This window comes from Pseudomonas sp. LY-1 (assembly GCF_053502595.1).
Genome location: NZ_CP094353.1, coordinates 215,565 through 229,996, shown reverse-complemented (window position 1 = coordinate 229,996; position 14,432 = coordinate 215,565). Strand labels below are relative to the sequence as shown.

Annotated in this window: 16 protein-coding genes; all 16 read left to right on the top strand. The window is 57.3% G+C overall.

All coding sequences use genetic code 11. The features are described 5' to 3' along the window. Positions 1–306 precede the first annotated feature (306 nt). A complete protein-coding gene (rpmH, locus tag MOQ67_RS01075; RefSeq protein WP_003213577.1) occupies positions 307–441 on the top strand; it encodes a 50S ribosomal protein L34 in 135 nt (44 codons plus the stop codon). Positions 442–457: 16 nt separating this feature from the next. Next, a complete protein-coding gene (gene rnpA / locus MOQ67_RS01070) occupies positions 458–862 on the top strand; it encodes a ribonuclease P protein component (RefSeq protein ID WP_010565857.1) in 405 nt (134 codons plus the stop codon). Further along, positions 855–1,100, top strand: coding sequence for a membrane protein insertion efficiency factor YidD (yidD, locus tag MOQ67_RS01065; protein WP_003213574.1), 246 nt, complete (start codon positions 855–857; stop codon positions 1,098–1,100). Before rnpA ends, yidD begins: the two co-directional genes overlap by 8 nt. A gap of 2 nt (positions 1,101–1,102) precedes the next feature. Further along, on the top strand, positions 1,103–2,785 hold the full coding sequence (yidC, locus tag MOQ67_RS01060; protein WP_126589314.1) for a membrane protein insertase YidC: 1,683 nt from the start codon (positions 1,103–1,105) through the stop codon (positions 2,783–2,785). A 79-nt stretch (positions 2,786–2,864) separates the two neighbouring features. Next, positions 2,865–4,235 carry a tRNA uridine-5-carboxymethylaminomethyl(34) synthesis GTPase MnmE gene (gene mnmE, locus MOQ67_RS01055; protein WP_126589313.1) on the top strand — a complete coding sequence of 457 codons (1,371 nt, stop codon included), beginning with the start codon at positions 2,865–2,867 and terminating at the stop codon, positions 4,233–4,235. A 551-nt stretch (positions 4,236–4,786) separates the two neighbouring features. After that, positions 4,787–6,679, top strand: a complete 1,893-nt coding sequence (gene mnmG / locus MOQ67_RS01050) for a tRNA uridine-5-carboxymethylaminomethyl(34) synthesis enzyme MnmG (RefSeq protein ID WP_126589312.1) — start codon at positions 4,787–4,789, stop codon at positions 6,677–6,679. After that, the gene (gene rsmG, locus MOQ67_RS01045) at positions 6,676–7,320 is read left to right on the top strand and encodes a 16S rRNA (guanine(527)-N(7))-methyltransferase RsmG (protein WP_026140276.1); all 645 of its coding nucleotides are present in this window, start codon (positions 6,676–6,678) and stop codon (positions 7,318–7,320) included. The genes mnmG and rsmG overlap by 4 nt, the downstream gene beginning before the upstream one ends. Positions 7,321–7,338: 18 nt before the next feature. Beyond that, a complete protein-coding gene (locus MOQ67_RS01040) occupies positions 7,339–8,136 on the top strand; it encodes a ParA family protein (RefSeq protein WP_016978715.1) in 798 nt (265 codons plus the stop codon). A 9-nt stretch (positions 8,137–8,145) separates the two neighbouring features. Further along, on the top strand, positions 8,146–9,018 hold the full coding sequence (locus MOQ67_RS01035; RefSeq protein ID WP_017848938.1) for a ParB/RepB/Spo0J family partition protein: 873 nt from the start codon (positions 8,146–8,148) through the stop codon (positions 9,016–9,018). A gap of 148 nt (positions 9,019–9,166) precedes the next feature. Next, positions 9,167–9,574 carry a F0F1 ATP synthase subunit I gene (locus MOQ67_RS01030; protein ID WP_026140275.1) on the top strand — a complete coding sequence of 136 codons (408 nt, stop codon included), beginning with the start codon at positions 9,167–9,169 and terminating at the stop codon, positions 9,572–9,574. Positions 9,575–9,590: 16 nt separating this feature from the next. After that, a complete protein-coding gene (gene atpB / locus MOQ67_RS01025) occupies positions 9,591–10,460 on the top strand; it encodes a F0F1 ATP synthase subunit A (protein ID WP_017848936.1) in 870 nt (289 codons plus the stop codon). A gap of 133 nt (positions 10,461–10,593) precedes the next feature. Further along, positions 10,594–10,851: a F0F1 ATP synthase subunit C gene (gene atpE / locus MOQ67_RS01020; protein WP_002555987.1), complete on the top strand. Its 258-nt coding sequence runs from the start codon at positions 10,594–10,596 to the stop codon at positions 10,849–10,851. Between the two features lie 57 nt (positions 10,852–10,908). After that, positions 10,909–11,379 (top strand): F0F1 ATP synthase subunit B, encoded by a 471-nt coding sequence (locus MOQ67_RS01015; RefSeq protein WP_015886647.1) that lies wholly within the window; start codon positions 10,909–10,911, stop codon positions 11,377–11,379. 12 nt (positions 11,380–11,391) lie between these two features. Further along, positions 11,392–11,928 carry a F0F1 ATP synthase subunit delta gene (locus tag MOQ67_RS01010; protein WP_017848934.1) on the top strand — a complete coding sequence of 179 codons (537 nt, stop codon included), beginning with the start codon at positions 11,392–11,394 and terminating at the stop codon, positions 11,926–11,928. A 21-nt stretch (positions 11,929–11,949) separates the two neighbouring features. Then, positions 11,950–13,494, top strand: a complete 1,545-nt coding sequence (gene atpA / locus MOQ67_RS01005) for a F0F1 ATP synthase subunit alpha (protein WP_017848933.1) — start codon at positions 11,950–11,952, stop codon at positions 13,492–13,494. Positions 13,495–13,544: 50 nt separating this feature from the next. Further along, positions 13,545–14,405, top strand: a complete 861-nt coding sequence (atpG, locus tag MOQ67_RS01000; RefSeq protein WP_017848932.1) for a F0F1 ATP synthase subunit gamma — start codon at positions 13,545–13,547, stop codon at positions 14,403–14,405. Positions 14,406–14,432 lie beyond the last annotated feature (27 nt).

The following is a 14,432-nucleotide window of genomic DNA, read 5'->3' as shown; positions in this document are numbered from 1 at the left end:
CCCCCGTGTTGTCATTCTCTGTACATCACGTGGAATAAGGCCTAAAGGTAGTTATCCACAGAGGAATGCCTGCCTAGCTTTTATAAGCTTTACAGAAAAGCTTTAAATAACTTCCTTCTTTATTTTTATATCTATGGCATTGCCCTTGGAAGCTCGCTGGACAAAAAAGGGCGGATTGCCTGTAAAGATCTAATTGAAGGAAAAGCTGGTTGGAAATTGACCTAGAGGCTTGCTTTCTCTAGAATCGCCGGTCTCTTAAAACGGGGGCCATTCCGGCCCGTTGTGGACGAACCAGGTAACAACGCCATGAAACGTACTTTCCAACCAAGCACCATCAAACGCGCCCGTACCCACGGCTTCCGTGCTCGCATGGCTACCAAGAACGGCCGTGCTGTCCTGTCGCGTCGCCGCGCCAAAGGTCGTGCGCGTCTGGCAGTTTGATAATCCGGTACTGGTGGTGAGTCAGGACTTCAGTCGGGAAAAGCGTCTGCTTACCCCCCGGCACTTCAAGGCAGTCTTTGACTCCCCCACCGGCAAGGTTCCGGGGAAAAATCTCCTGCTCCTTGCGCGTAACAACGATCTGGATCACCCCCGTCTCGGGTTGGTGATCGGCAAGAAGAGCGTAAAGCTCTCCGTTGAGCGCAATCGCCTCAAGCGTCTGATGCGCGAATCGTTTCGCCTCCACCAGGACACTCTGGTTGGTTGGGATATTGTTATCGTCGCGCGCAAAGGCTTGGGGGACGTAGAAAACCCCGAATTGATTCAGCATTTCGGCAAGCTCTGGAAACGTCTGGCGCGTACCAACAAACCAGCACCAGCAGTCAGCACCGAAACTGTAGGGGTAGACAGCCTTGATGCGTAAACTGGCACTCGTTCCGATCCAGTTTTACCGCTATGCCATTAGTCCTCTGATGGCCAACCACTGTCGTTTCTACCCCAGTTGTTCCTGCTACGCGTTAGAGGCCATAGAAAATCATGGTCTTCTGCGCGGTGGCTGGCTGACCTTTCGTCGTTTAGGTCGCTGTCATCCGTGGAATCCCGGTGGTTATGACCCGGTTCCACCTATCCCTACCTCCCGTTCTTCTTCGATGGCCGAGTAATCATGGATATTAAACGCACGATCCTGATCGTCGCCCTGGCAATCGTGTCCTACGTCATGGTTCTTAACTGGAACCAGGACTACGGCCAAGCTGCCCTGCCGACTCAGAATGTTGCTGCCAATCAGGCTGCGCCGGCTATTCCGGACACCCCGCTGGGTAACAATGCGTCCGCGAGTGCCGATGTTCCCAGCGCGAATGGCGAGACAAGCGCCCCTGTAGAAACGCCAGTTGTCACCAATAAAGACCTCATCCATGTGAAAACGGATGTGCTCGACCTGGCTATCGATCCACAAGGTGGTGATATCGCGCAGCTGAAACTGCCGCTGTATCCACGTCGCCAAGACCATCCGGATGTTCCGTTCCAGCTGTTCGATAACGGCGGCGAACGCGTTTATCTGGCACAAAGCGGCCTGACCGGCACCAACGGTCCGGATGCGCGTGCTACCGGTCGTCCGGTTTATTCGACCGAACAGAAGACTTATCAACTGGCTGACGGCCAGAACCAGTTGAACGTCGACCTGAAATTCAGCCTCGACGGCGTCAATTACATCAAACGCTTCAGCTTCACCCGCGGTTTGTACGACTTGAAGGTCACTTACCTGATCGACAACGAAAGCGACAAACCGTGGAGCGGCAACCTGTTTGCCCAGCTCAAGCGTGATGGCAGCTCCGATCCTTCTTCCAGCACTGCCACCGGCACCGCGACTTACCTGGGCGCCGCCCTGTGGACAAGTAACGAGCCGTACAAAAAAGTGTCGATGAAAGATATCGACAAGGGCGCGCTGAAAGAAACCGTGCAGGGTGGTTGGGTTGCCTGGTTGCAACACTACTTCGTGACCGCGTGGATCCCGAACAAGGGTGAAGCCAACCTGGTTCAGACCCGCAAGGACAGCCAGGGCAACTACATCATCGGCTTTACTGGCCCGGCGTTGACCGTTGCCCCAGGCGCCAAGGCTGAAACCAGCGCGACCCTGTACGCCGGCCCGAAAAGCCAGGCAGTGCTCAAAGAGTTATCCCCAGGTCTGGAACTGACTGTGGATTACGGCATCCTGTGGTTCATTGCCCAGCCGATCTTCTGGCTGCTGCAACATATCCACAGCATCGTCGGCAACTGGGGCTTCTCGATCATCTTCCTGACGATGCTGATCAAGGGGATCTTCTTCCCACTGTCGGCCGCCAGCTACAAGTCGATGGCGCGCATGCGTGCCGTGGCCCCGAAACTGGCCGCGCTGAAAGAACAACATGGCGACGATCGGCAGAAAATGTCGCAGGCCATGATGGAGCTGTACAAGAAAGAGAAGATCAACCCGCTGGGTGGATGCTTGCCGATTCTGGTGCAGATGCCGGTATTCCTGTCGCTGTACTGGGTACTCCTGGAAAGCGTGGAAATGCGCCAGGCACCGTTCATGCTGTGGATAACTGACCTGTCGATCAAAGACCCGTTCTTTATCCTGCCGATCATCATGGGCGCGACCATGTTCATCCAGCAGCGCCTGAACCCGACTCCGCCGGATCCGATGCAGGCCAAGGTAATGAAAATGATGCCAATCATCTTCACCTTCTTCTTCCTGTGGTTCCCGGCTGGTCTGGTGCTGTACTGGGTGGTCAACAACGTGTTGTCGATCTCTCAACAGTGGTACATCACACGTAAGATCGAAGCGGCTACCAAAAAAGCCGCGGCGTAACTTACTCTGTGGATAACCACTCAAGACGCCCCCTAGTGGGGCGTTTTGCTTTCCGTCACTTTTGTTCTGGAACCTGCTGATGAGCGCTCCTCGTGAAACCATCGCTGCTGTCGCTACCGCCCAAGGTCGCGGCGGTGTCGGTATCGTTCGAATTTCCGGGCCGCTCGCCGGCATGGCCGCCAAGGCCATCAGCGGTCGTGAGTTGAAACCGCGCTACGCCCATTACGGCGCGTTTCTGGATGCGGATAACCAGGTGCTGGACGAAGGTCTGGCCCTCTATTTCCCGGGGCCGAATTCCTTTACCGGTGAAGATGTCCTTGAATTGCAGGGCCACGGCGGCCCCGTCGTGCTGGATATGCTGCTGCAGCGCTGCCTGCAACTGGGCTGTCGCCTGGCCCGGCCGGGAGAATTCAGCGAGCGTGCATTCCTCAACGACAAACTCGACCTGGCCCAGGCCGAAGCCATTGCCGATTTGATCGAGGCCAGTTCTGCACAGGCGGCGCGCAACGCCTTGCGCTCACTGCAGGGCGCGTTTTCCCTGCGCGTGCATAACTTGACCGAGCAACTGATCAGCCTGCGCATCTATGTGGAGGCGGCGATTGATTTTCCGGAAGAAGAAATCGACTTCCTCGCCGATGGCCATGTGTTGGCGATGCTGGATAAAGCCCGCGACGAGTTATCCACAGTACTGCGCGAAGCCGGGCAGGGCGCGTTGTTGCGCGACGGCATGACCGTGGTGATTGCCGGGCGCCCCAATGCGGGCAAATCCAGCCTGCTCAATGCCCTGGCGGGCCGTGAAGCAGCGATCGTCACCGAGATTGCCGGCACCACCCGGGATATCCTGCGCGAACATATCCACATCGACGGCATGCCGCTGCACGTCGTCGATACGGCCGGGCTGCGTGACACCGACGACCAGGTGGAAAAGATCGGCGTGGAACGCGCCCTCAAGGCCATCGGCGAAGCCGACCGCGTGCTGCTGGTGGTAGACGCCACCGCGCCCGAGGCGGTGGACCCTTTCGCCCTATGGCCGGAATTCCTCGAGCAACGGCCCGACCCGGCCAAAGTCACCTTGATCCGCAACAAGGCTGACCTGACCGGCGAAGCCATTGCCATGGAAACCAGCGAGGATGGCCACGTCACGATCAGCCTGAGTGCCAAGTCGGCCGGGGATGGCCTGGAGTTGCTGCGCGAACACCTCAAAGCCTGCATGGGCTATGAGCAGACGTCGGAAAGCAGCTTCAGCGCCCGTCGCAGGCACCTGGAGGCGCTGCGCCATGCCAGCGCGGCCTTGGAGCATGGTCGGGCGCAGCTGACCTTGGCAGGCGCCGGTGAGCTGCTGGCTGAGGATTTACGCCAGGCGCAGCAGCTATTGGGCGAGATCACCGGGGCATTCAGCTCGGATGACCTGCTGGGGCGGATCTTTTCCAGCTTCTGTATCGGTAAATAGACCTTCGTTGTCCACAGACAGGCCATTCGTGCCTGTCTGTTTCTCTTGTTTCAGCCGATTTCCTCTCTTTTTGCACTCCTGACCCAGCCATTGGTGGCCTCGCCGTGGGCGCGATTTGCGTTGGCGCAGCAATTTCTGTGGATTAAGCCCTGTGAATAACCGCGGCTGTGCCCGGTTGATAACAGGGCTTGAAACCTGAGCGAAAACCCCTCTGTGGATAACAGTCTGTTTAATCCACAGGCTTAAAGCACTTATCCACGCCGCTCATGGACACATGACCACAGACTTTTGAATCTCTGTACATTACGTAAATAAAGGGCTGTAGCAATCTATCCACAGAAAGTAGGCTCAGTATAAATAAACATAAAAACAAAGATTTAATATCTTTCTCTCTTTTAATTTCTATTGTCTGTGATTCATCCACAGCTGGTTAAATTTTGTGCAAAGGGTTCTTTAGGAAGGGCTAAGTCCCTATACTGGCCGCCAAAGCTCTAAAACCAGCTCAATCAATCAATTCCTAATTACCTACATAAGCAGGCACGAGGTGCGTGGTGGATTTCCCTTCCCGTTTTGAAGTGATCGTCATCGGCGGCGGTCATGCCGGTACCGAGGCAGCACTGGCCTCAGCACGCATGGGTGCAAAAACCCTGTTGCTGACGCACAACGTGGAAACCCTTGGTGCCATGAGTTGCAACCCTGCCATTGGCGGCATCGGCAAAAGCCATCTGGTCAAGGAAATCGACGCCCTTGGCGGCGCGATGGCCATGGCCACCGACAAAGGGGGTATTCAATTTCGTGTGCTGAACAGCCGCAAAGGCCCAGCCGTGCGTGCGACCCGGGCACAAGCCGACCGCATCCTGTACAAGGCGGCGGTACGCGAAACCCTGGAAAACCAGGCGAACCTGTGGATATTTCAACAGGCAGCCGATGACCTGATCGTCGAACAAGACCAGGTCCGCGGTGTTGTCACCCAGATGGGCCTGCGTTTCTTCGCTGAATCCGTGGTGTTGACCACCGGCACGTTCCTCGGTGGACTTATCCACATCGGCATGCAGAACTATTCCGGTGGCCGCGCCGGCGATCCGCCGTCGATTGCCCTGGCACAACGCCTGCGCGAACTGCCGCTGCGCGTCGGTCGCCTGAAAACCGGTACGCCGCCGCGGATCGATGGGCGTTCGGTGGATTTCTCGGTGATGACCGAGCAGGCCGGCGATACGCCGATTCCGGTGATGTCGTTCATGGGTTCGAAAGAGCAGCACCCGAAACAGGTGAGCTGCTGGATTACCCACACCAATGCGCGTACCCACGAAATCATTGCCGCGAACCTCGACCGTTCGCCGATGTATTCCGGGGTGATCGAAGGCATCGGCCCGCGTTACTGCCCGTCGATCGAAGACAAGATCCACCGCTTTGCCGACAAGGAAAGCCACCAGGTCTTCATCGAGCCCGAAGGCTTGACCACTCACGAGCTGTACCCGAACGGGATTTCCACTTCCCTGCCGTTCGACGTGCAAATCCAGATCGTGCAATCGATTCGCGGCATGGAAAACGCGCACATCGTGCGTCCCGGCTACGCCATCGAGTACGACTACTTCGACCCGCGTGACCTGAAATACAGCCTGGAAACCAAAGTGATCGGCGGTCTGTTCTTCGCCGGGCAAATCAATGGCACCACCGGTTACGAAGAAGCCGGCGCCCAAGGTTTGCTGGCCGGGGCCAACGCCGCGTTGCGCGTGCAGGGCAAAGACAGCTGGTGCCCGCGTCGCGATGAAGCGTATATCGGTGTGTTGGTCGACGACCTGATCACCCTGGGTACCCAGGAACCGTACCGGATGTTCACTTCGCGGGCGGAATACCGTCTGATCCTGCGCGAAGACAACGCCGACCTGCGCCTGACCGAAAAAGGCCGCGAGTTGGGTCTGGTGGATGACACGCGTTGGGCGGCTTTCTGCAAGAAACGCGAAAGTATCGACCTGGAAGAGCAGCGCCTGAAAAGCACCTGGGTTCGCCCGGGTACCGAGCAGGGCGACGCGATCGCCGAAAAATTCGGCACGCCGCTGACCCACGAGTACAACCTGCTGAACCTGCTGTCCCGTCCGGAAATCGACTACGCTGGTCTGATTGAAGTGACCGGCGGCGGCGCAGACGATCCGCAGGTCGCCGAACAGGTCGAGATCAAAACCAAGTACGCCGGTTATATCGATCGCCAGCAGGACGAGATCGCTCGCCTGCGCGCCAGTGAAGACACCAAGCTGCCTGTGGATATCGATTACACCGGGATTTCCGGGCTGTCGAAAGAAATCCAAAGCAAGCTGGGGATAACTCGCCCGGAAACCCTGGGTCAGGCTTCACGGATCCCTGGTGTCACCCCGGCAGCCATTTCGCTGTTGATGATTCATTTGAAAAAACGCGGCGCGGGCCGTCAGTTGGAGCAAAGCGCTTGAGTTCGTTGGTCACCTCGCAACACGCCGAAGAGTTATCCACAGGAGCACGCCAGTTGGGTGTCGACCTGAGCCCCGCCCAGCACGAGTTGCTGCTCGGCTACCTGGCCCTGTTGATCAAATGGAACAAGGCTTACAACCTGACGGCGGTGCGCGACCCCGACGAAATGGTCTCGCGCCACTTGCTCGACAGCCTGAGCGTGATGCCGTTCATCGAAAACGGCCGCTGGCTCGACGTCGGCAGCGGCGGCGGGATGCCCGGCATTCCGCTCGCTATCCTGTTTCCCGAGTCGCAAGTGACCTGCCTGGACAGTAACGGCAAGAAGACCCGCTTCCTGACCCAGGTCAAACTCGAACTGAAGCTGGACAACCTGCAAGTTATCCACAGTCGCGTCGAAGCCTTCACGCCGCCGCAGCCTTTCAACGGAATTGTTTCCCGGGCTTTCAGCAGCATGGAGAATTTCAGCAACTGGACCCGCCACTTAGGCGACCGCGACACACGTTGGCTGGCAATGAAGGGCGTTCATCCAAGCGACGAGCTGTTAGCATTGCCGGCAGACTTCCACCTCGATAGCGAACACGCCTTGGCCGTACCCGGTTGCCAAGGCCAACGCCATCTGCTGATACTGCGCCGCACGGCATGATTGGGAACACAAGCAAGAATGGCTAAGGTATTCGCGATAGCGAACCAGAAAGGTGGCGTGGGTAAAACCACCACCTGCATCAACCTCGCAGCATCCCTGGTCGCGACCAAGCGCCGGGTGCTGTTGATCGATCTCGATCCACAGGGCAACGCCACCATGGGTAGCGGTGTGGATAAACACGGCCTGGAAAACTCGGTCTACGACTTGCTGATTGGCGAGTGCGACCTGGCCCAGGCCATGCACTATTCCGAACACGGCGGTTATCAACTGCTGCCGGCCAACCGCGACCTGACGGCGGCGGAAGTGGTGCTGCTGGAAATGCAGATGAAAGAAAGCCGTCTGCGCAGCGCCTTGGCGCCGATCCGCGAGAATTACGATTACATCTTGATCGACTGCCCGCCGTCGCTGTCGATGCTGACGCTCAATGCGCTGGTGGCCGCCGATGGCGTGATTATCCCCATGCAGTGCGAGTACTACGCACTGGAAGGCTTGAGCGACCTTGTGGATAACATCAAGCGCATCGCCGAACTGCTCAACCCGAACCTGCAGATCGAAGGCTTGCTGCGGACCATGTTCGATCCGCGCCTGAGCCTGATGAACGATGTGTCGGCGCAGCTCAAGGAACACTTCGGCGATCAGCTGTACGACACCGTGATCCCACGCAACATCCGCCTGGCCGAAGCGCCAAGCTATGGCATGCCCGCGCTGGCGTATGACAAGTCCTCGCGTGGCGCCATTGCCTACCTGGCATTGGCCGGCGAGATGGTTCGTCGTCAACGCCGCAACTCCCGTACCGCTGCAGCCCAGCCAACTTAAGGAAACCCCATGGCCGTCAAGAAACGAGGTCTCGGACGTGGACTGGATGCACTGCTGAGTGGTCCGACTGTCACGACCCTTGAAGAACAAGCGGTACAGGCCGACGAGCGCGAGCTGCAGCACTTGCCGCTGGACCTGATCCAGCGCGGCAAATACCAGCCGCGCCGGGACATGGACCCGCAGGCGCTGGAAGAACTGGCCAACTCGATCAAGGCCCAGGGCGTGATGCAGCCGATCGTGGTCCGCCCGATTGGCGCCGGCCGCTTTGAAATCATCGCCGGCGAACGCCGCTGGCGCGCGAGCCAACAGGCCGGCAAGGAAACCATCCCGGCGATGGTGCGCGATGTGCCGGATGAAACCGCCATCGCCATGGCGTTGATCGAGAACATCCAGCGCGAAGACCTCAATCCGATCGAAGAAGCGATCGCTTTGCAGCGTTTGCAGCAGGAATTCCAGTTGACCCAGCAACAAGTGGCCGATGCCGTGGGTAAATCCCGCGTGACCGTGTCCAACCTGCTGCGCCTGATCGCACTGCCGGAAGTCATCAAGACGATGCTTTCCCATGGCGACCTCGAAATGGGGCATGCGCGTGCTTTGCTCGGTTTACCGGAAAATCAACAGGTTGAAGGGGCGCGACACGTTGTCGCACGAGGCCTAACCGTTCGTCAGACCGAGGCCCTGGTTCGACAGTGGCTCAGTGGTAAACCTGCACCGGTCGAAGCGGTCAAAACTGATCCGGATATCGCGCGTCTCGAACAGCGCCTGGCCGAGCGCCTGGGCTCTGCGGTGCAAATTCGGCATGGCAAGAAGGGTAAAGGCCAACTGGTCATCGGCTATAACTCGCTAGATGAGCTTCAGGGTGTTCTTGCCCACATCCGCTGAAACAATTGCTTATGTAGCGTGTGATCGGAAATCACTACCTGACAGTTGAATAGGGGCAGAACCGCCCCTATACTCTGCGCGCATTTTGTCGGCACAAATTATGCCAAGTTATTGATTTCCGGCAGCCGACCATTGAGGAGCAAGAGTGGTGGAAACCCGCACGCCAAACACGTCGTCGTTCCATCGCTTGGCCGTTTTCCCGGTTCTATTGGCGCAATTTGTCATTTTGCTGATCGCCGCACTGGCGCTTTGGTATTGGCATGGAGTCGTAGCGGGATACTCGGGACTCTGCGGAGGCCTGATAGCCTTGCTGCCCAATATGTATTTTGCTCACAGGGCCTTTCGGTTTTCCGGCGCCCGAGCAGCCCAGGCCATCGTCCGGTCTTTTTATGCCGGCGAGGCGGGGAAATTGATTTTGACGGCAGTGCTGTTTGCACTGACCTTTGCAGGTGTGAAGCCATTGGCGCCGCTGGCTGTATTCAGCGTCTTCGTGTTGACCCAACTGGTCAGCTGGTTCGCTCCCCTGCTAATGAAAACAAGACTTTCGAAACCTTAGGGCGTTTGAGGCAACCATGGCAGAAACAACCGCTTCGGGCTATATCCAGCACCACTTGCAGAACCTGACCTTCGGTCAGCTTCCCAACGGCGGCTGGGGCTTCGCCCACACCGCAGCAGAAGCCAAAGAAATGGGCTTCTGGGCTTTCCACCTGGATACTCTGGGCTGGTCGGTCGCATTGGGTCTGATTTTCGTCCTGATTTTCCGCATGGCGGCAAAGAAGGCGACTTCCGGTCAACCGGGTGCCCTGCAGAACTTCGTTGAAGTATTGGTCGAATTCGTCGATGGCAGCGTGAAAGACAGCTTCCATGGCCGTAGCCCGGTGATTGCACCGCTGGCACTGACCATCTTCGTCTGGGTGTTCCTGATGAACGCTGTCGACTTGATTCCGGTCGACTGGATTCCTCAGCTGGCCATCCTGATCACTGGCGATCACCACATTCCATTCCGTGCGGTGTCCACCACTGACCCTAACGCCACCCTGGGCATGGCCCTGTCGGTGTTCGCGTTGATCATTTTCTACAGCATCAAGGTCAAGGGCATCGGCGGCTTCATCGGCGAACTGACCCTGCACCCGTTCGGCAGCAAGAACATCTTCGTTCAAGCCCTGCTGATCCCGGTGAACTTCCTGCTGGAATTCGTGACCCTGGTCGCCAAGCCGATCTCCCTGGCCTTGCGACTGTTCGGCAACATGTATGCCGGCGAGCTGGTGTTCATTCTGATCGCTGTGATGTTCGGCAGCGGTCTGCTCTGGCTTAGCGGCCTGGGCGTTGTTCTGCAGTGGGCGTGGGCTGTGTTCCACATCCTGATCATCACCCTGCAGGCGTTTATCTTCATGATGCTGACCATCGTCTACCTGTCGATGGCGCACGAAGAGAACCATTAAGGCCAGTCTCGACTAGTCTGATGTCCTTCCCGGTAAAACGGGAAGGTGGCCTGAAAGGGCTATGAAACGATTTGTTTTACCGCTTTAAAATCTAAAAAACCTAAACCATACGACGTAAAAGTCGGGAGGAAAGATGGAAACTGTAGTTGGTCTAACCGCTATCGCTGTTGCACTGTTGATCGGCCTGGGCGCCCTGGGTACTGCCATTGGTTTCGGCCTGCTTGGCGGCAAATTCCTGGAAGGCGCAGCGCGTCAGCCAGAAATGGTTCCAATGCTGCAAGTTAAAATGTTCATCGTCGCCGGCCTGCTCGACGCCGTGACCATGATCGGCGTTGGTATCGCTCTGTTCTTCACCTTCGCGAACCCCTTCGTTGGTCAACTCGCTGGCTAATCACTCGAATTTTCGAGTTGATTGGGGTGATGGACAACGAATGAGCGAGGTGTTGGCGTGAACATTAATGCAACCCTGATTGGCCAATCCGTTGCGTTCTTCATTTTTGTAGTGTTTTGCATGAAGTTCGTGTGGCCTCCGGTCATCGCGGCTTTGCACGAACGTCAGAAGAAGATCGCGGATGGTTTGGACGCTGCCAGCCGTGCAGCTCGCGACCTGGAGTTGGCCCAAGAGAAAGTGGGTCATCAACTGCGCGATGCTAAAGCACAGGCAGCTGAAATCATTGAGCAAGCCAAGAAGCGCGGCAACCAGATCGTCGAAGAGGCTGTTGAAAAAGCCCGCGTCGAAGCTGATCGTGTGAAGGCTTCGGCTCATGCCGAGATCGAACAGGAACTGAACGGCGTCAAAGACGCGCTGCGTGCCCAACTGGGTGCTCTGGCGGTCGGCGGTGCCGAGAAGATCCTCGGTGCCACAATCGATCAAAACGCGCACGCGGAGCTGGTTAATAAACTGGCTGCTGAAATTTAAGCGAGGGCGATCATGGCAGAACTGACCACGTTGGCCCGACCTTACGCTAAGGCAGCCTTCGAGCACGCCCAGGCCCACCAGCAGCTGGCCTCTTGGTCAGCCATGCTCGGCCTGGCTGCAGCAGTGTCGCAAGACGACACCATGCAGCGCGTGCTCAAGGCCCCGCGCCTGACGAGCGCAGACAAGGCCGCCACGTTTATTGACGTGTGCGGCGACAAGTTCGATGTGAAAGTGCAGAACTTCATTCACGTCGTTGCCGAAAACGACCGTCTCCCGCTTCTGCCGGAGATTGCCGCTCTGTTCGACCTGTTCAAGGCCGAGCAAGAGAAGTCGGTAGACGTTGAAGTGACCAGTGCTTTTGCATTGAACCAAGAACAGCAAGACAAACTCGCCAAGGTTCTCAGTGCACGACTCGACCGGGAAGTGCGCCTGCAAGTTGCGGAAGACAAATCCCTCATTGGGGGCATTGTCATTCGCGCCGGCGACCTGGTTATCGATGGCTCGGTTCGCGGCAAACTCGCGAGCCTTGCCGAAGCATTGAAATCTTGAGTTTGAAGGGGCAGCAGAGCAATGCAGCAACTCAATCCTTCCGAAATAAGTGAAATTATCAAGGGCCGCATCGACAAGCTCGATGTGACCTCCCAAGCCCGTAACGAAGGCACTGTCGTCAGCGTATCTGACGGCATCGTGCGGATTCACGGTCTGGCCGACGTCATGTACGGCGAGATGATCGAGTTTCCGGGCGGCGTCTACGGTATGGCCCTCAACCTGGAGCAAGACTCCGTAGGTGCCGTTGTATTGGGCGCGTACACCAGTCTGGCTGAAGGCATGAGCGCCAAGTGCACCGGCCGCATCCTGGAGGTTCCGGTTGGTAAGGAACTGCTGGGTCGCGTAGTCGACGCACTGGGTAACCCAGTTGACGGCAAAGGTCCGCTGAACAACACCGAGACCGATGCGGTCGAGAAAGTTGCTCCAGGCGTGATCTGGCGTAAGTCGGTAGACCAGCCTGTACAGACTGGCTACAAGGCTGTCGATGCCATGATCCCAGTCGGCCGTGGCCAGCGTGAGCTGATCATCGGTGACCGTCAGATCGGTAAAACCGCTCTGGCGATCGACGCGATCATCAACCAGAAGAACAGCGGCATTTTCTGCGTCTACGTAGCCATCGGTCAGAAACAATCGACCATCGCCAACGTGGTTCGCAAGCTGGAAGAAAACGGCGCCCTGGCCAACACGATCATCGTGGCTGCCAGTGCTTCGGAATCTCCTGCGCTGCAATTCCTGGCACCGTACTCCGGTTGCACCATGGGTGAATTCTTCCGCGACCGCGGTGAAGACGCGCTGATCGTTTATGACGATCTGTCCAAGCAAGCAGTGGCTTACCGCCAGATTTCCCTGCTGCTGCGCCGTCCACCAGGCCGTGAAGCCTACCCAGGCGACGTGTTCTATCTCCACTCCCGTCTGCTGGAGCGCGCATCCCGCGTTTCGGAAGAATACGTAGAGAAGTTCACCAACGGCGCAGTGACCGGCAAAACCGGTTCCCTGACCGCACTGCCGATCATCGAAACCCAGGCTGGCGACGTTTCCGCGTTCGTTCCGACCAACGTGATTTCCATCACCGACGGTCAGATCTTCCTGGAATCGGCCATGTTCAACTCGGGCATCCGCCCTGCAGTGAACGCCGGTGTTTCGGTATCCCGTGTGGGTGGTGCCGCTCAGACCAAGATCATCAAGAAGCTCTCCGGTGGTATCCGTACCGCTCTGGCTCAGTACCGTGAACTGGCGGCATTCGCCCAGTTCGCTTCTGACCTGGACGAAGCGACCCGTAAGCAACTTGAGCATGGTCAGCGCGTTACCGAGCTGATGAAGCAGAAGCAATACGCCCCGATGTCGATCGCTGACATGGCGTTGTCGCTGTATGCCGCTGAGCGTGGGTTCCTGACCGACGTTGAAATCGCCAAGGTCGGCAGCTTTGAACAAGCGCTGATTGCTTACTTCAACCGCGATCACGCCGAATTGATGGCGAAGATCAACGTGAAGGGTGACTTCAATGACGATATCGACGCTGGCATGAAAGCCGGTATCGAGAAGTTCAAGGCCACCCAAACCTGGTAAGCCGCAGCGGGAGCCGCAAGGCTCCCGCTTGCTAACCTGATAGGTGTTACATGGCAGGCGCAAAAGAGATTCGCAGTAAGATTGCGAGCATCAAAAGCACGCAAAAAATTACCAGCGCCATGGAAAAAGTGGCGGTCAGCAAAATGCGCAAGGCACAAATGCGTATGTCGGCTAGCCGTCCTTATGCGGAGCGTATCCGCCAGGTAATTGGGCATCTGGCCAACGCCAACCCGGAATACCGCCACCCGTTCATGATCGACCGCGAAGTTAAGCGTGTGGGTTATGTGGTAGTGAGCAGTGACCGTGGTTTGTGCGGTGGTTTGAATACCAACCTGTTCAAGGCCCTGGTCAAGGACATGGCGGTAAACCGCGAAAACGGCGTCGAGATCGATCTGTGTGTAGTTGGTAGCAAGGGTGCGGCCTTTTTCCGCAACTTCGGCGGTAACGTCGTTGCAGCTATCAGCCACCTGGGTGAAGAGCCGTCGATCAATGATTTGATCGGCAGTGTGAAGGTGATGCTGGATGCGTACCTGGAAGGCCGGATTGACCGCCTGTCCGTGGTATCCAACAAGTTCATCAACACCATGACCCAGCAGCCTACCGTGGAGCAATTGATTCCACTGGTGGCGACTCCGGATCAGGAACTCAAGCACCACTGGGACTACCTCTACGAACCAGACGCCAAAGAGCTGCTTGACGGCTTGATGGTGCGCTACGTGGAGTCGCAGGTGTACCAGGCGGTGGTCGAGAACAACGCAGCTGAACAAGCGGCGCGGATGATCGCGATGAAAAACGCTACCGATAACGCCGGTGATCTGATCAGCGATTTGCAGCTGATCTACAACAAGGCGCGTCAGGCTGCGATCACCCAAGAGATCTCGGAAATCGTCGGCGGCGCTGCCGCGGTTTAACGGTTCAAATATTCAGAGGATCCAGCT

Bases quoted from the DNA above. Each gene is read 5' to 3' on its own strand.
- atpB (WP_017848936.1), top strand. From the start codon at position 9,591: ATGGCAGAAACAACCGCTTCGGGCTATATCCAGCACCACTTGCAGAAC.
- rpmH (WP_003213577.1), top strand. From the start codon at position 307: ATGAAACGTACTTTCCAACCAAGCACCATCAAACGCGCCCGTACCCAC.
- MOQ67_RS01040 (WP_016978715.1), top strand. From the start codon at position 7,339: ATGGCTAAGGTATTCGCGATAGCGAACCAGAAAGGTGGCGTGGGTAAA.
- yidC (WP_126589314.1), top strand. From the start codon at position 1,103: ATGGATATTAAACGCACGATCCTGATCGTCGCCCTGGCAATCGTGTCC.
- yidD (WP_003213574.1), top strand. From the start codon at position 855: ATGCGTAAACTGGCACTCGTTCCGATCCAGTTTTACCGCTATGCCATT.
- atpG (WP_017848932.1), top strand. From the start codon at position 13,545: ATGGCAGGCGCAAAAGAGATTCGCAGTAAGATTGCGAGCATCAAAAGC.
- mnmE (WP_126589313.1), top strand. From the start codon at position 2,865: ATGAGCGCTCCTCGTGAAACCATCGCTGCTGTCGCTACCGCCCAAGGT.
- atpE (WP_002555987.1), top strand. From the start codon at position 10,594: ATGGAAACTGTAGTTGGTCTAACCGCTATCGCTGTTGCACTGTTGATC.
- MOQ67_RS01010 (WP_017848934.1), top strand. From the start codon at position 11,392: ATGGCAGAACTGACCACGTTGGCCCGACCTTACGCTAAGGCAGCCTTC.
- atpA (WP_017848933.1), top strand. From the start codon at position 11,950: ATGCAGCAACTCAATCCTTCCGAAATAAGTGAAATTATCAAGGGCCGC.
- MOQ67_RS01035 (WP_017848938.1), top strand. From the start codon at position 8,146: ATGGCCGTCAAGAAACGAGGTCTCGGACGTGGACTGGATGCACTGCTG.